This window comes from Pseudomonas sp. Arb-4-2C, assembly GCF_055755015.1.
In genome coordinates, this window is the sequence record NZ_CM146899.1 from 149,244 (window position 1) to 163,328 (window position 14,085).

The 14,085-nt window shown below is 61.5% G+C and carries 12 protein-coding genes; 6 read left to right on the forward strand and 6 right to left on the reverse strand.

The window, feature by feature from the left end; all coding sequences use genetic code 11:
• Positions 1-2: 2 nt before the first annotated feature.
• Entirely contained in the window at positions 3-1,220 is a 1,218-nt protein-coding gene (locus AC0J41_RS00620; protein ID WP_473014287.1) for an acyltransferase family protein, read from the reverse strand.
• Positions 1,220-3,082 carry an O-antigen ligase family protein gene (locus AC0J41_RS00625; RefSeq protein WP_473014288.1) on the reverse strand — a complete coding sequence of 621 codons (1,863 nt, stop codon included), beginning with the start codon at positions 3,080-3,082 and terminating at the stop codon, positions 1,220-1,222. Before AC0J41_RS00625 ends, AC0J41_RS00620 begins: the two co-directional genes overlap by 1 nt.
• 154 nt (positions 3,083-3,236) lie before the next feature.
• Between AC0J41_RS00625 and msbA the strand changes: the two genes are divergently transcribed.
• The 4 genes from msbA to hldE all read left to right on the forward strand — a co-directional run bounded on the left by msbA (position 3,237) and on the right by hldE (position 8,105).
• The gene (gene msbA / locus AC0J41_RS00630; protein WP_473014289.1) at positions 3,237-5,039 is read left to right on the forward strand and encodes a lipid A export permease/ATP-binding protein MsbA; all 1,803 of its coding nucleotides are present in this window, start codon (positions 3,237-3,239) and stop codon (positions 5,037-5,039) included.
• 233 nt (positions 5,040-5,272) lie between these two features.
• Positions 5,273-5,977 carry a sulfotransferase family 2 domain-containing protein gene (locus AC0J41_RS00635; protein ID WP_473014290.1) on the forward strand — a complete coding sequence of 235 codons (705 nt, stop codon included), beginning with the start codon at positions 5,273-5,275 and terminating at the stop codon, positions 5,975-5,977.
• Entirely contained in the window at positions 5,970-6,581 is a 612-nt protein-coding gene (gene cysC / locus AC0J41_RS00640; RefSeq protein ID WP_473014291.1) for an adenylyl-sulfate kinase, read from the forward strand. Before AC0J41_RS00635 ends, cysC begins: the two co-directional genes overlap by 8 nt.
• Positions 6,582-6,683: 102 nt before the next feature.
• On the forward strand, positions 6,684-8,105 hold the full coding sequence (gene hldE / locus AC0J41_RS00645; RefSeq protein WP_025110193.1) for a bifunctional D-glycero-beta-D-manno-heptose-7-phosphate kinase/D-glycero-beta-D-manno-heptose 1-phosphate adenylyltransferase HldE: 1,422 nt from the start codon (positions 6,684-6,686) through the stop codon (positions 8,103-8,105).
• A 61-nt stretch (positions 8,106-8,166) separates the two neighbouring features.
• On the opposite strand, the gene AC0J41_RS00650 is transcribed toward hldE, so the two are convergent.
• From AC0J41_RS00650 to AC0J41_RS00665, 4 genes are all read right to left on the reverse strand, one after another.
• A complete protein-coding gene (locus AC0J41_RS00650; protein WP_025110192.1) occupies positions 8,167-9,135 on the reverse strand; it encodes a hypothetical protein in 969 nt (322 codons plus the stop codon).
• A 31-nt stretch (positions 9,136-9,166) separates the two neighbouring features.
• The gene (locus AC0J41_RS00655; RefSeq protein ID WP_473014292.1) at positions 9,167-9,979 is read right to left on the reverse strand and encodes an aldo/keto reductase; all 813 of its coding nucleotides are present in this window, start codon (positions 9,977-9,979) and stop codon (positions 9,167-9,169) included.
• A complete protein-coding gene (locus AC0J41_RS00660) occupies positions 9,976-11,151 on the reverse strand; it encodes an NAD(P)/FAD-dependent oxidoreductase (protein WP_473014293.1) in 1,176 nt (391 codons plus the stop codon). The genes AC0J41_RS00655 and AC0J41_RS00660 overlap by 4 nt, the downstream gene beginning before the upstream one ends.
• Before the next feature lie 204 nt (positions 11,152-11,355).
• On the reverse strand, positions 11,356-11,688 hold the full coding sequence (locus AC0J41_RS00665; RefSeq protein ID WP_003221050.1) for a DMT family transporter: 333 nt from the start codon (positions 11,686-11,688) through the stop codon (positions 11,356-11,358).
• Positions 11,689-11,790: 102 nt separating this feature from the next.
• Between AC0J41_RS00665 and AC0J41_RS00670 the strand changes: the two genes are divergently transcribed.
• Both AC0J41_RS00670 and waaA read left to right on the forward strand, forming a co-directional pair.
• A complete protein-coding gene (locus tag AC0J41_RS00670; protein ID WP_025110189.1) occupies positions 11,791-12,693 on the forward strand; it encodes a LysR family transcriptional regulator in 903 nt (300 codons plus the stop codon).
• A gap of 11 nt (positions 12,694-12,704) precedes the next feature.
• A complete protein-coding gene (waaA, locus tag AC0J41_RS00675; RefSeq protein ID WP_473014294.1) occupies positions 12,705-13,979 on the forward strand; it encodes a lipid IV(A) 3-deoxy-D-manno-octulosonic acid transferase in 1,275 nt (424 codons plus the stop codon).
• The last annotated feature ends 106 nt before the right edge of the window (positions 13,980-14,085 follow it).

Sequence of the window (14,085 nt, forward strand, 5' to 3'; positions counted from 1 at the left end):
ACTCAGCGAGCGACTTTCTCCGACAGGCGCTTTTCGCCCTTCTGGCGCTGGCGCAACCAGTGCAGAACCTTCTTGCCGGCAGCCATGCCCGGTTGCTCGATATAGAGGAACGTCGCGCTGCTGATCAGAATCAGCAAGCATGTGCAGACCGCCACCAAGGGCAGGTACACCGAGGTTTCCCGCGCATCGATGTCCAGCAGCAGTGGCAGCCGTTGCACCATCAGCCACAGGACGAAACCGTGCAGCAGATAGGTGCTGTAGCTGATTTCGCCGAGCCAGCGAATGCTGCGTGGCTTCAGCGCGCCGAACAGGTTGTTGCCGGACGCCACGATCACAAAAAACAGCCCCAGCAGAAACAGCGGTGCAGCCTTGAACGCTCGACTGAACGCGGTGAACGCGATCAGCAGCGCAAGCACGGCGATGATGCTCGCCAGGCGCGACTGGCTCCATGCCACGAGCGCCGGCCGGCGAATCCAGTACGCGGCGGCGATGCCACCGAGAAAGCTCGCCAGAAAGTGCTTTTTCAGCGAATGCTCCCAGCCGATGAATTGGTACAGCGCGTAGATGCCGATCAGGCACAGCACCACTTGCAACCAACTGCCGCGGTAGATGAACACCAGCCCGGCCAGTGGCAGCGCCAGGTAGAAAAACACCTCATAGGCCAGCGTCCAGGTGACGTTGGATATCAGCATGCCCGAGTGGCGGTACTGGTTGATGTCCGGTCGGTCGAACGTCAGCCAGGCGAGAATCTGCTTGAACAGTTCCAGGCCAGGCTCTTTCAGTTGCCAGTTCTGCAAGTGGAAGATCGAAACGAACACCAGCACCATCAGCGGCAGGTACAGCGGGTACAGGCGAAATACCCGTGAGACGCCGAACGCCAGCCAGTCGTGGTCGCGTCCTTGCGCAAGCAGGCGGCTCCAGAACAGAAACCCGGTGATCATGAAGAACAGCGCAACGCTGCCCTGGCCGAGCATCGAATAGAAGTTGCTCGGGGGGAAATCGATCACCCCGGTGCGCAAGAATATCCAGGTAATGATCGAGTGGTGCACGAATACACCAAACGCCAGGTAGCCGCGCAGGCCGTCGATGCTGGCATAACGGCTTTCGCCGGAATGCTGCAGGTGCCGGGCGATTTTCGGTACCGCGCGCAACAGCAGGGCGGAGGTGACGATGGCCAGCAGATAGGCGGCCAGCGCAAATAGGGGATTAGTTTCGTTCATCAGTGAACTCGGGCCGCAGTGTTGCCGGCCAGCACTTGCCTGTGCAGATTTTCAACCGCGGATTTAGACGCCGTCATGGCGTACCCCTGGAGCAACGCATCGAGGTGATCCTCGAACAACCAGCGTTTGTCGACAGTGTAACGTTGCATATGACGCAAATTCCGTTGGCGCAGGGAGAGACTGAGCGGGGTAGGGTAGATACGCAGGTCGGCCAGATCAATCAGCCCGAATTCGCCATCTTCCAGTACCAGCACATTGCCCAGATGCAGCGAGCGGAAATACACGCCTTTCTCGTGCAGTTGCGCCATGAATTTGCCAAAGCGCTCTACCAGCGCCTGACGTACCGCCGGGGCGGTAATGCTCTGCAGCACCTGACGCAGGGTGTGGCCCGGCAATGGTGAGTAATGCACGGCGCTGCTGCCATCGTCCAGGCGGTACAGATTCGATACTGGCGGGGTCGGAATGCCCATCTGATGCAATTGTTCACTGTTGACCGCGAAGCGTTCGGAGTAGGGATTGAAACTGCCGGAGGTGTACCAGCGGCGTCGGCGGAACAGTTTGAGGAAGCTGCCGTCGCTCAGGCGCAGGACTTTCGGGCCGAGGCCGTCTTCTTCAATGATCTGCGCTTCGCGGCTCAATTGCTCAAGGTCTGCCGCGGCGAGCTTTTGCACCGGCAGGGTCAACAGGCGACGCGCGCGCTGATTGATGCTCAGCGCCGCGATCAGCGCCAGCGGGATCCACAGCAGGAACCAGTGCTCCTTGGGCCGCGAGATGATTCCACCGCCTTCGGTCAGTCCTGCACCAATACCGAACACCAGCCAGGTCGAGGCAATGATCAGCATGGGCTGCACGCGCTGGCGCCAACTGCTCAGCAGGCCCCAGAGCAGAAAAAACAACCAGGGCAGCAAGCCGATGATGCCGACGTAATACAGAACTCCCAAGACAAAACTGTGCGGCTCCTGAAAGCTGACACCGTTGCCGGGATCGACGGCAAGGGTGGCGCTGTAGCCGTGACCGATCCATGGATGATCAGCAATCATGTGCAGCACTTTCTGCCAGATTTCCAGGCGGTAGGAGTCGCCACGCTCGGTGATCATCTGCCCAAACAGCATGACAACGGTCACACCGCTCAGGGCCAGGGCGATCAGCAGCCCCACCGAGCGTCGGTTCCAGCAAATGAAACACAGCCACAGTGCTGCCATGGTCAGCGCCACCAGCGGGGTTCTGGAGCCGGTACCGATCACCGCCATGAACATGATGGCCATCGCCGGCACGCTGAGCCACATCATCCGGCGGCGTTTGCAGGTCATGGTCACGCTCAGCCAGTAGGCACTGAAGAACCCGAACAGGTGCGAACTGAGCAGTGGATTGTCGAAGGCGCCACCGCCGATCAGGCGCATCCCCGGTTCATAGACCCGGGCGAACATGAACAGGAAAATGGTGGTGGCAATCAGGGCGACCAGCGCTGCGCCGAACATCAAGGGTTGAAGGATATCGCTGCGGTAGCGCACCAGCAGGTAGCAGCCGGCGAACAACAGCAGGGTATGCAGTGGCGGCTTGAGCATTCCGCCGAAAGGTTCACCGCCCGGTCCCCAGGCCAGACTGAGCAAGGCCCACGCCGCAAACAGCAGAACCGCGATGAAAATCGGCTCGCGCAGCAACTCTCTGAGCTCGCGCGGGCGCAGGCACAATGCGATCAATGTCGGAATGCTGAACAGTCCGTAAAACAGCTTGTGATGCAGGCTTCGGCCCGGCAAAAAGAACAGCGCGCACAGGAGCAGGAAATAGCCGGCGGGAAGTATCCACAGGCTGATGAAATCGAAAATCCGGTTGGACGTACTGCTGAAGCCGCTGAGTTGCATGCTGTGAGATTCATTCCTGAGGTTGATCGACCATTCGAGTGATGGCTATTTGATACGGAAAAAGATGCCTAACAATAACAGCCTTTCGCCGATTGCCAGAACCCTGAAGAAGCTGTGCTAAAGTCAGCGTCCTTTTTATCGACTTTCGCGTGATATGACCGACTCCAGTCCAGCCGCAAGCCCTTCGAGCTTGAAAATCTACTTCCGCCTGCTCGGCTATGTCCGGCCGTACATCAGTCTGTTTCTGATCAGCATCGTCGGTTTTCTGATTTTCGCCTCGACGCAGCCGATGCTCGGCTACATCCTCAAGTACTTTGTCGATGGCCTGTCCAACCCTGAAGCGGTGCTGTTTCCCAGCGTGCCGTATCTGCGTGACCTGCAACTGCTGCAGGCCGTACCGCTGCTGATCATCTTGATCGCCGCCTGGCAGGGGCTTGGCTCCTATCTGGGCAACTATTTCCTGGCCAAGGTCTCCCTGGGCCTGGTGCATGACCTGCGGGTGCAGTTGTTCAACAACCTGCTGGTCCTGCCTAACCGCTATTTCGACAAGCATAACTCCGGTCATCTGATTTCGCGTATCACCTTCAACGTGACCATGGTCACGGGGGCGGCAACAGATGCGATCAAGGTCGTAATCCGTGAAGGGATGACGGTGATCTTCCTGTTCGCATCGCTGTTGTTCATGAACTGGAAGCTGACCCTGGTGATGGTTGCGATCCTGCCGCTCATCGCCGTAATGGTGCGCACGGCGAGCAAGAAATTCCGCAAGCAGAGCAAGAAGATCCAGCTGGCGATGGGCGACGTCACGCACGTGGCCTCGGAAACCATCCAGGGCTATCGCGTGGTACGCAGCTTCGGCGGCGAGGCTTACGAAGAACAGCGCTTCCTCAACGCCAGCCAAAGTAACACCGACAAGCAACTGCGCATGACTCGCACCGGTGCGATCTATACGCCGATGCTGCAACTGGTGATCTACACCGCCATGGCCGTGCTGATGTTCCTGGTGTTGTTCCTGCGCGGTGACGCCTCGGCGGGTGACATGGTCGCCTACATCACCCTGGCGGGCCTGCTGCCCAAGCCGATTCGCCAATTGTCGGAAGTCAGCTCGACCATCCAGAAAGGTGTGGCCGGTGCCGAGAGCATCTTCGAGCAACTGGACGTCGAGCCCGAAGTCGATACCGGTACGGTCGAGCGTGACTCGGTCAGCGGTCGTCTGGACGTACGCAACCTGAGTTTCACCTACCCGGGCACCGAACGTCAGGTGCTCGACAACATCAGCTTCTCGGTTCAACCGGGGCAGATGGTGGCATTGGTGGGGCGCTCGGGCAGCGGCAAGTCGACGCTGGCCAACCTGATTCCGCGCTTCTATCACCACGACAAGGGCGAAATCCTTATCGATGACGTGGAAGTCGAACAGTACAAACTGCTCAACCTGCGTCGCCATATCGCCCAGGTGACCCAGCATGTCACCCTGTTCAGCGACACCGTGGCCAACAACATCGCTTATGGCGATCTGGCCGGCGCGCCCCGCGAAGACATCGAGAAAGCCGCGCGTGATGCTTATGCGATGGACTTCATTGCGCAACTGCCTGAAGGCCTGGACACTCAGGTTGGCGAAAACGGCGTACTGCTTTCCGGTGGTCAGCGTCAGCGCCTGGCGATTGCCCGTGCGCTGCTCAAGAATGCACCGCTGTTGATTCTCGACGAGGCCACCTCGGCACTCGATACCGAATCCGAGCGGCACATTCAGGCGGCGCTGGATCAAGTGATGAAGGGCCGCACCACGCTGGTGATCGCTCACCGTCTGTCGACGATCGAGAAGGCCGATCTGATTCTGGTCATGGATCAGGGGCGGATCGTCGAGCGCGGTACTCACGACGAGTTGCTCGCCCAGAACGGCTATTACGCACGCCTGAACGCCATGGGCCTGGACACTCCGGCCGAAGACATCGCCTGATTCCAGGCCTGATCCTGTGGGAGCGAGCCTGCTCGTGAAAGCGGTGCAACAGACGACATCCGTGTCGAATGTGCACACGCCTTCGCGAGCAGGCTCGCTCCCACAGTCGTTTGTATCCAGACCTTTACCCTTCTTGACCAAACCGGAATAAATCCGGGCACCGCGCTTGTTAAGGTTCCTCAACGAACTCTGACTTTCATCGAGGGGGCCATCCCCGTCGCGCGGGTGCTTTCATGCTGCAACGCTATCTCTGGAAACTGCTGCCCAAGTCGCAGCGGGCCTTTCTGTTGGGGCGCCTGTCGGTGGTCGATCGTCAGGTGGTGAACAAATCGATGTCGGCCAACCTGACGTTTCCCCAAGCCTTCCAGCAGCGTTCCTGCCTGTTCATTCACGTCCCCAAATGCGCCGGCAGCAGCATCTGCACGGCAATGTTTGACGGCTGGCGTCCCGGGCATTTGCCGCTGTACTGGTACGAGGCGCAGTTCCCCGCGCAGTTCGCGAGCGCTTTCAAGTTTGCCTTTGTCCGCGACCCGCTGGAGCGCGCCTATTCGGCCTATGCCTTTCTGCGTGGCAACGCGTTGAGCGCGCGCGACCACCCGGCGCAGCAGCTGGTGCGCAAATACCGCGATTTCGACGATTTTGTCGCACGCTGGCTGCACCCGGAAACCATCGCCCGGCAACTGCACTTCGCGCCACAGACGGACTTTCTCGTTGATTCGCTCGGTCACCTGGCGCTGGATTTCGTCGGTTATCAGGAGCACCTGACGCGCGACTTTGGTCTGGTCTGCGCACAGTTGGGGCTGGACAGTCAGTTGCCTCACGTCAACAGTTCGCGGGAGCGGCAATCGATGCCTGTGCGTGAGTTCTGTTGCGTACGCACCCGGCGCCTGGTGCGTCGGGTCTATCAGCGTGACTACGAGTTGCTCGGTTATGAATGAGTCCATGTCACGGGCGGTACAGACGCTCGCCATCCGGCCTTATGGTCTGGCGCTCTCGCACCAGGCCCGGGCTGCGCTCAAGGCGCAGCGCCCATGCTGCCTGTGGCTGACCGGGTTCTCCGGGGCCGGCAAGTCGACCCTGGCCAATGCCCTCGAACTGCACCTGCATGCGTTCGGTCGACACACTTTTCTGCTCGATGGCGACAACGTGCGCAACGGTCTGTGCCGTGACCTGGGCATGAGTGATGCCTGTCGCCGGGAAAACACCCGACGCATGGCGGAGGTGGCGCGGCTGATGGTCGACGCCGGGTTGATCGTGATCGTCGCCGCCATTTCGCCGTTCCGCGCCGAACGCGATGCCGCACGCCGGCTGTTTGCGCCGGATGAGTTCATTGAGGTGCATGTCAGTACCTCGCTGGACGTCTGTGCCAGGCGCGATCCAAAAGGTCTGTACCAGGCCGTGCGGGAAGGGCGGATCAAGCATTTCACGGGGGTGGACAGTCCTTACGAGCCGCCGCTGACAGCCGAGTGGCAGATCGACACCGAGGACCTCGATTTGTCCGAAGCCTGCCAGCAACTGGCGGCGCTGGTGCTCAAAAAATAAGCAAAATACTCAGCTGTTTCATCCTGTTGCAGGCTGCACTCAAGCCTGCGCCAACCCTGTGTTAATATCGCGCCCCTGTTCATTTTGTATGTGGGTTGCTCCATGAAGTTGTCCATGCCGCGATTCGATCAAGCCCCAGTCTTGGTGGTCGGCGATGTCATGCTCGACCGTTACTGGCATGGTGGAACCTCACGGATTTCCCCTGAGGCACCGGTTCCGGTCGTAAAAGTCGAGCAAATCGAAGACCGCCCGGGCGGTGCTGCCAACGTTGCCTTGAACATTGCCGCGCTGGGTGCGCCGGCGTCCCTGGTCGGTGTGACCGGTGATGACGAAGCCGCCGACAGCCTGAGCAACAGTCTCAAGGGGGCTGGCGTGCGTGCTCTGTTCCAGCGCATTGCGCATCAGCCGACCATCGTCAAGCTGCGGGTCATGAGCCGGCACCAGCAATTGCTGCGTATCGACTTTGAAGAACCGTTTGCCACCGATGCACTGGCCCTGGCCTCGCAGGTCGATGATCTGCTGGAAGGCATCAAGGTGCTGGTGCTGTCCGACTACGGCAAAGGCGCGTTGAAAAACCATCAGGCCTTGATTCAGGCTGCCCGGGCCAAAGGCATTCCGGTGCTGGCCGATCCCAAGGGCAAGGACTTTTCGATCTACCGTGGTGCCAGCCTGATCACGCCGAACCTCAGCGAATTCGAAGCCATCGTCGGCGGTTGCGTCGATGAGCACGAGCTGGTGAGCAAGGGCGCGACCCTGATGCACGATCTCGAACTCGGCGCGCTGCTGGTGACCCGTGGCGAACACGGCATGACCCTGTTGCGCCCGGAGCATCCGGCGCTGCACCTGCCGGCCCGTGCCCGTGAAGTGTTCGACGTGACCGGTGCTGGTGATACGGTGATTTCCACGCTGGCGGCGGCGATCGCTGCCGGTGAAGAGTTGCCGCACGCGGTGGCGCTGGCCAACCTGGCAGCCGGCATTGTGGTCGGCAAGCTCGGTACCGCAGCGATCAGCGCGCCGGAACTGCGCCGGGCGATCCAGCGCGAAGAAGGCTCGGAACGTGGCGTGCTGGGTCTCGAACAACTGGTACAGGCAGTCGCCGATGCTCGCGCGCATAACGAGCGCATCGTCTTCACCAACGGCTGCTTCGACATTCTGCATGCCGGTCACGTGACCTACCTCGAGCAGGCGCGCGCGCAGGGCGACCGTCTGATCGTGGCGATCAACGATGACGCCTCCGTCAGTCGCCTGAAAGGGCCGGGACGTCCGATCAACAGTGTCGACCGGCGCATGGCGGTACTCGCCGGCCTCGGTGCGGTGGACTGGGTGATCAGCTTCCCGGAAGGCACTCCGGAAAACCTGCTGCGCGAGGTCAAGCCGGACGTGCTGGTCAAAGGCGGTGACTACGGCATTGATCAGGTGGTCGGCGCGGACATCGTCAAGGCGTACGGCGGCACGGTGAAAGTGCTGGGGCTGGTGGAAAACAGTTCGACGACAGCGATCGTGGAGAAAATCCGCGGTCACTGATTCACGCTAAAAAAATCGCCCGAACGCGGCCCTGGCCTGCGTTCGGGCGATTTTTTTCGTTTCAGGAACTGACTTTCTTGCGCGGTACGATCTTCTTCAGCAATTGCTTGGCCTTGCCGCGCAACCGCGCCAGTCCCGTGGGCTTTTCCGGCGGTGTCAGGCCTTGCTGGCGCAGCCAGTCCTTCCAGCGAATCCGCTCCTCGCGCACCAGCCAGCCATCCTGTCTGGCAAAGCTTTCGGCCAGATACAGACCGCGCGTGCCGGCCGGATACAGCTGACCTTTCTTCAAGGTGTAGAGTTCGGCCAGCGGCTCGCCATCCTGCAACGGCATCAGGTACAGATCCGGGCGTTTGCGGTCCAGGCGCGCGACCAGTTGATCACCCTCCAGGCGCTCATCGACATGAAACAGGCTCAGCGACTTGGCTTCTTTTGGTACTTCCAGACGCAGGTCGTAGATCAGTTGCAGCGACGCGGTGGGTAAATGCACATAGGCCCGTGGACGCTCCAATAATTGCAGGTTGGCACAGCGCACCGGCCGCGCCGAGCCGGACAGCGGCGTCAGGCGAAACGGCAGGGCCTCGCGATAATGCAGCGCGGACGAGTAGGGCGCCGGCAGCCAGGTGTCGTTGAAGCGCCCGCCGAGCCAGCCTTCCGGGGTTTCCAGCAGGCACTCCTCGGCAATCTCCTGAATCGCGGTGTGCAGCGGGATGTTCAGCTCATGGGCCGGCACGTAACCGGAGATCAGTTTGAGCACCACGTCACCGCGATCCTGGCGGCGTTGGCGCACCAGCACCCAGTAGTCGCGATTCTGCCAATGCAGGGTCAGGCGCACCGAAACCCCGAGGTTGGCCAGCTCCAGCGCGAAGCGCTCGGCATCCGCCACGCTCACCGGTTTGCGTCGCTGCAAGGTCTGGGCGAAGTTCAGCGGCATGCCCACGCTCTGATAGGTCAGGCCTTCGGGCGAGGCTTCGACGAACAGCGGCAGGGTCTTGAAGTTGCTCGGGTTCTTTCTGATGAGCGTGCGCGGCATGTCGGCTCCTGCTTAAGGCCGCGAGGCGGCGTCAGTGACCACGAAGGACCTGGGCAACGGTCGCAACGTTATGGGCGAGGTGCAGCGGATTGATCGTCCCGACAATAGCACTGGCAACGCCGGGCTGTTGGAACAACAGCTCGAAGCTGGCGCGCACCGGGTCCACGCCCGGACTCAGGCACACGTGGCCGCTGGCCAGGGCTTTTTTCACCAGGATGGCTTTGCCGTGGGCAGCAGCATAGTCAATGACTGCCTTCTCATTCTGTTCGTTCAGATTGTAGGTGACCATCGCGCAGTCCCCTTGCTCCAGCGCTTTCAAGCCGCCTTCGACGGTTTTGCCGGAGAAGCCGAAGCCGCGAATCTTGCCCTCGACCTTGAGTGCGGCGAGCGTGGCGTAAACCTCTTCATGCTCAAGAATCGCCAGGTCGTTGCCGTCGGAGTGCACCAGCACCAGATCGATAAAATCGGTTTCAAGACGTTGCAGGCTGCGCTCGACCGACATCCGCGTATGCGCAGCGCTGAAGTCATGGCGCGACAGGCCGTCGGCAAACTCTTCACCGACCTTGCTGACGATCACCCAGTCCTGACGCTGGCCGCGCAGCAGCGGGCCGAGGCGTTCTTCGCTGCGGCCATAGGCCGGGGCGGTGTCGATCAGGTTGATGCCCAGCCCCTGCGCCTGCTTGAGCAGCATGCGTGCTGCGTCATCGTCGGGGATCTGAAAGCCGTTGGGGTATTTCACACCCTGGTCGCGGCCAAGCTTGACCGTGCCCAGGCCCAGCGGTGAAACCAGCAGTCCGGTACTGCCCAGCGGGCGATGCAGTTCGTGCAGGGTCGCTACGCTCATGGCAACAGTTGCTCCCAGGCCGGTACGCCCATCGGTGGTTTCGGTAGCGCCGGCAACGGCTCGGCAGCTTGCGGCTGGATGCCGTCGCGCTCCAGTGAGGCGATGACACGATCGGCGAAGTCTGGCGCCAGTGCGAGCTTGGTTGGCCAGCCGACCAGCAGGCGACCCTGTTCGGCGAGGAAGGCGTTGTCCGGACGGCTCAGGCCGGTTTGCAGCGGTTCTGCGCGGTCGACCCGCAAGGTCGCCCACTGCGTGGTGCTGAGGTCGATCCACGGCAACAACTGCGCGATTTCCTTTTGCGCCGTGGCAATCTGCTCGGCCGGCTCGCGGTTTACGCCTTCGCTTTCGGCGATGTCACCGCCCATGTACCAGACCCAGTTGCCATCAGCGGCCGGGTGGGTGGTCACGGTGATGCGCGGTTTGGTGCCGCCACCCAGGCAGTGAGCGTACAGCGGCTTCAGGCCCGGGCCTTTGGCGATGATCATGTGCAGCGGACGACGTTGCATTGCCGGTTGGGTCAGGCCCAGGTCTTCCAGCAACCGCGCGGTACCGGCCCCGGCACTGAGGACGATGCGCTGGGCGCGAATCTCGCGGCCGTCGACTTTCAGGCCGACCAGCACGCCCGCTTCCAACAGCGGCTCGATGGTTTGTCCGGCGAGCAGACCGTCCCCGGCCAGATCGGCCAGACGCTGGATCAGGCTCGGCACGTCGACCACCAGTTCAGCCAGGCGATAGACCTTGCCCTTGAAACGTTTGTCTTGCAGCGCTGGCGGCAGTTGATCGCCCTTGACCTGATCGACGCGGCCACGCACGGCTTTGCTGGCGAAGAAACTGGTGAGGTTGCCGGCCAGGGTGCCTGGCGACCACAGGTAATGCGCTTCGGATAGCAGGCGTACGCCGGACAGGTCCAGCTCACCGGTGCCGGCCAGCGCTTCACGCCAGCGGCGCGGCATGTCGGCGATCGCTTCCGAGGCGCCGGTCAGCGCGCCGTGCAAGGCGTACTTTGCACCGCCATGGATGATGCCCTGGGACTTCACACTCTGCCCGCCGCCGAGGCTGGCGCTTTCCACCAGCACGGTCGAAAAACCCTGACGGCGCAGACGCGCGTTCAGCCAGAGGCCGGCGACACCAGCGCCGACAATCAGAACGTCGGTGGAAATAACGGATGGCATGCAACGACCTCAGTGTTCAAGACGAGGGCGCAGTATACAGACTCGGGAAAGAGGGGATTTGTCGATGATCAACAGAGGGGAAGGCGTCGGCCCCTGTGGGAGCGGGCTTGCTCGCGAAAGCGGTCTATCAGTTAACACCAATGTTGCCTGACACACCGTCTTCGCGAGCAAGCCCGCTCCCACAGGGGGATATGCATTACTCAGTCAATGCCCGGCAGTTTTCGAGAACAACTGGATGACCACCACACCGAGGACGATCAGCGCCATCCCGAGCATTGCCGGCACATCCAGCTTCTGCCCATAAATGAACAGCGCCGCGACGCTGACCATCACGATGCCCATGCCTGCCCACACGGCGTAGGCGACGCCCACCGGCACGGTACGCACCACCAGCGTGAGCATCCAGAAGGCGATCCCGTAACCGACGATGACCAGGATCAGCGGCAGCGGGGTGCTCAAGCCTTTGACCGCTTTCATCGAAACGGTGGCAATCACTTCGGCGCAGATGGCGATAGCCAGAAAGGCGTAGGCGTTCATGTGTAAATCCTCATGTAAAACATTGCTTGCTGAGGCGGCATTCTAGTGATTCGCCAGATGGGGTAAAGTCATTACCTATCTGTTTTAAAGATGGGTTACGCCATGAATACCCAATGGAACCTGGAACAACTGCGCGCCTTCGTCAGCGTCGCCGAGCAACGCTCGTTTTCCGCTGTGGCCCGCCAGCAGCGCAAGGCACAATCAGCGATCAGCAGCGCAATTGCCATGCTGGAGGATGATCTGGGCGTCAGCCTGTTCGAGCGTAGCAGTGGACGGCAGCCCAAGCTCACCGAAGCGGGGGAAGCGCTGCTCGAAGAGGCCCGGGAAGTGTTGCGCCAATGCGAGCGCCTCAATGGTCGGGCGATGGCGATGATGCGCGGCCAGGAAGCGCAGTTGCGCGTGGCTCAGGACGAGGCGATGCCTTATCAGGCTCTGGTGGAAAGCTTCGATGCCCTGGCCGAGCAATTCCCCAGCCTCGAAGTGCAACTGACCAGCGCCGCCCAAGGCGAGGTGGCGCGCAAACTGGTCGAGCGCCGCGCCGATCTGGGCCTGCTGTTCTATCACGATGAAATCCCCGAAGCACTGGAGCGCCGGGTCTTGGGTCGGGTGGAAATGGTCACGGTCTGCGGGATCAATCATCCGCTGGCGACGCAGTCCTATGTCACCTGTCAGCAACTGGCGCAACACCGGCAGCTGTTGATGTCGACGCAAACCAGCGTTTATCCCGGCAACGAACCGGCCAGCCCACAGGTATGGCGCGCCGACAGTTTCTATGTGATGGCCGAATGGCTGGTGCGTGATCTTGGCTGGGCGTGGCTGCCCCGGCATGTGGTGCAGTATTCGGCCTATCAGGGCCTGATGGTTGAACTGGAGAGCGAATGGACGCCGCCAGCGCTGGTGGTGGAGCTGGTCTGGCGTCGGGATGAGCCTTTGGGGCCCGCCGCGCGCTGGCTGGCTGAACGTTTTGCCGTGCACTTGCGGGCGATTGGCGACAAAAGTCGATAAACTCCGCCGCCATGAATAGAACTCTCTACACCGCGCTGTTTTACCTGGGGCTGCCATTGGTGGCGATTCGGCTGTGGCTGCGCTCGCGCAAGGCCCCGGCGTATGCCAAGCGGATTGGCGAGCGCTTCTCCTACGGGATGCCGTCGCTGCAGCCCGGCGGGATCTGGGTGCATGCGGTGTCGGTGGGCGAAAGCATCGCCGCCGCGCCGATGATCCGCGCCTTGCTGCAACGTTATCCACAGCTGCCGATCACCGTGACCTGCATGACCCCGACCGGTTCGGAGCGGATTCAGGCGTTGTTCGCCAACGAGCCGCGCATCCAGCATTGCTATCTGCCGTACGACTTGCCGTGTGCGGCAGCGCGCTTCCTGGATCGCGTCCAGCCGAAACTGGCGGTGATCATGGAAACCGAGCTGTGGCCCAACCACATCCACCAGTGCGCCAAACGCGGGATCCCGGTGGCGCTGGCCAACGGCCGATTGTCCGAACGTTCGGCCCGGGGTTATGGCCGCTTCAGCAAGCTGACCGCGCCGATGCTGGCTGAAATGAGCTTGTTCGCGGTGCAGACCGAAGCCGAAGCCCAGCGCTTTCGTGATCTGGGTGCGCGCCCGGAGACGGTCGAGGTCACCGGTTCGATCAAGTTCGACCTGACCATCGACCCGCAACTGCTGCAACGCGCCAATCAACTGCGCGGCCAATGGCAGGCGCTGGAGCGCCCGGTGTGGATCGCCGCCAGCACCCACGAAGGCGAAGACGAAGTGGTGCTCGACGCCCATCGTCGCCTGCTGGCGAACTACCCGAATGCGCTGCTGATTCTGGTGCCGCGTCATCCAGAGCGTTTCAACGCGGTGTTCGAATTGTGCCTGCGCGAAGGCTTTGCCACGGTGCGCCGCTCCACCGGTGCCAACGTCGAGGCCGACACCTCGGTGCTGCTCGGCGACACCATGGGCGAGTTGCTGTTTCTCTATGCGCTGGCTGACAGCGCTTTCGTCGGCGGCAGCCTGGTGCCGAACGGCGGACATAACCTGCTGGAGCCGGCGGCCCTGGCAAAACCGGTGCTCAGCGGCCCGCACCTGTTCAACTTCCTCGACATCGCCGCGCAATTGCGCGAGGCCGGGGCGTTGGCCGAAGTGGATGATGCCGAAGGGCTGGCGGTGGAAGTGCAGCGGCTGTTCGAATTGCCGCGTGATGCGCAACGCATGGCCGAGGCCGGGCTGGCGGTGATGCGCCGCAATCAGGGCGCGTTGCAGCGACTGCTGGATGGACTGGGCAGGTTATTAAAGTAGCCCGGCTTAAAAGAGATCGCGCGCAGCGATCTCTTTTAAACCGGCCTTTTAGTAGAAGCTGATATTCGCATTGAGGAATGTTCCCGCATTCTTCAGCGAGCCTTCC

Excerpts from the sequence above, each read along its gene's own strand:
- AC0J41_RS00620 (WP_473014287.1), bottom strand. The coding sequence starts at position 1,220 with ATGAACGAAACTAATCCCCTATTTGCGCTGGCCGCCTATCTGCTGGCC.
- AC0J41_RS00625 (WP_473014288.1), bottom strand. The coding sequence starts at position 3,082 with ATGCAACTCAGCGGCTTCAGCAGTACGTCCAACCGGATTTTCGATTTC.
- msbA (WP_473014289.1), top strand. The coding sequence starts at position 3,237 with ATGACCGACTCCAGTCCAGCCGCAAGCCCTTCGAGCTTGAAAATCTAC.
- AC0J41_RS00635 (WP_473014290.1), top strand. The coding sequence starts at position 5,273 with ATGCTGCAACGCTATCTCTGGAAACTGCTGCCCAAGTCGCAGCGGGCC.
- cysC (WP_473014291.1), top strand. The coding sequence starts at position 5,970 with ATGAATGAGTCCATGTCACGGGCGGTACAGACGCTCGCCATCCGGCCT.
- hldE (WP_025110193.1), top strand. The coding sequence starts at position 6,684 with ATGAAGTTGTCCATGCCGCGATTCGATCAAGCCCCAGTCTTGGTGGTC.
- AC0J41_RS00650 (WP_025110192.1), bottom strand. The coding sequence starts at position 9,135 with ATGCCGCGCACGCTCATCAGAAAGAACCCGAGCAACTTCAAGACCCTG.
- AC0J41_RS00655 (WP_473014292.1), bottom strand. The coding sequence starts at position 9,979 with ATGAGCGTAGCGACCCTGCACGAACTGCATCGCCCGCTGGGCAGTACC.
- AC0J41_RS00660 (WP_473014293.1), bottom strand. The coding sequence starts at position 11,151 with ATGCCATCCGTTATTTCCACCGACGTTCTGATTGTCGGCGCTGGTGTC.
- AC0J41_RS00665 (WP_003221050.1), bottom strand. The coding sequence starts at position 11,688 with ATGAACGCCTACGCCTTTCTGGCTATCGCCATCTGCGCCGAAGTGATT.
- AC0J41_RS00670 (WP_025110189.1), top strand. The coding sequence starts at position 11,791 with ATGAATACCCAATGGAACCTGGAACAACTGCGCGCCTTCGTCAGCGTC.
- waaA (WP_473014294.1), top strand. The coding sequence starts at position 12,705 with ATGAATAGAACTCTCTACACCGCGCTGTTTTACCTGGGGCTGCCATTG.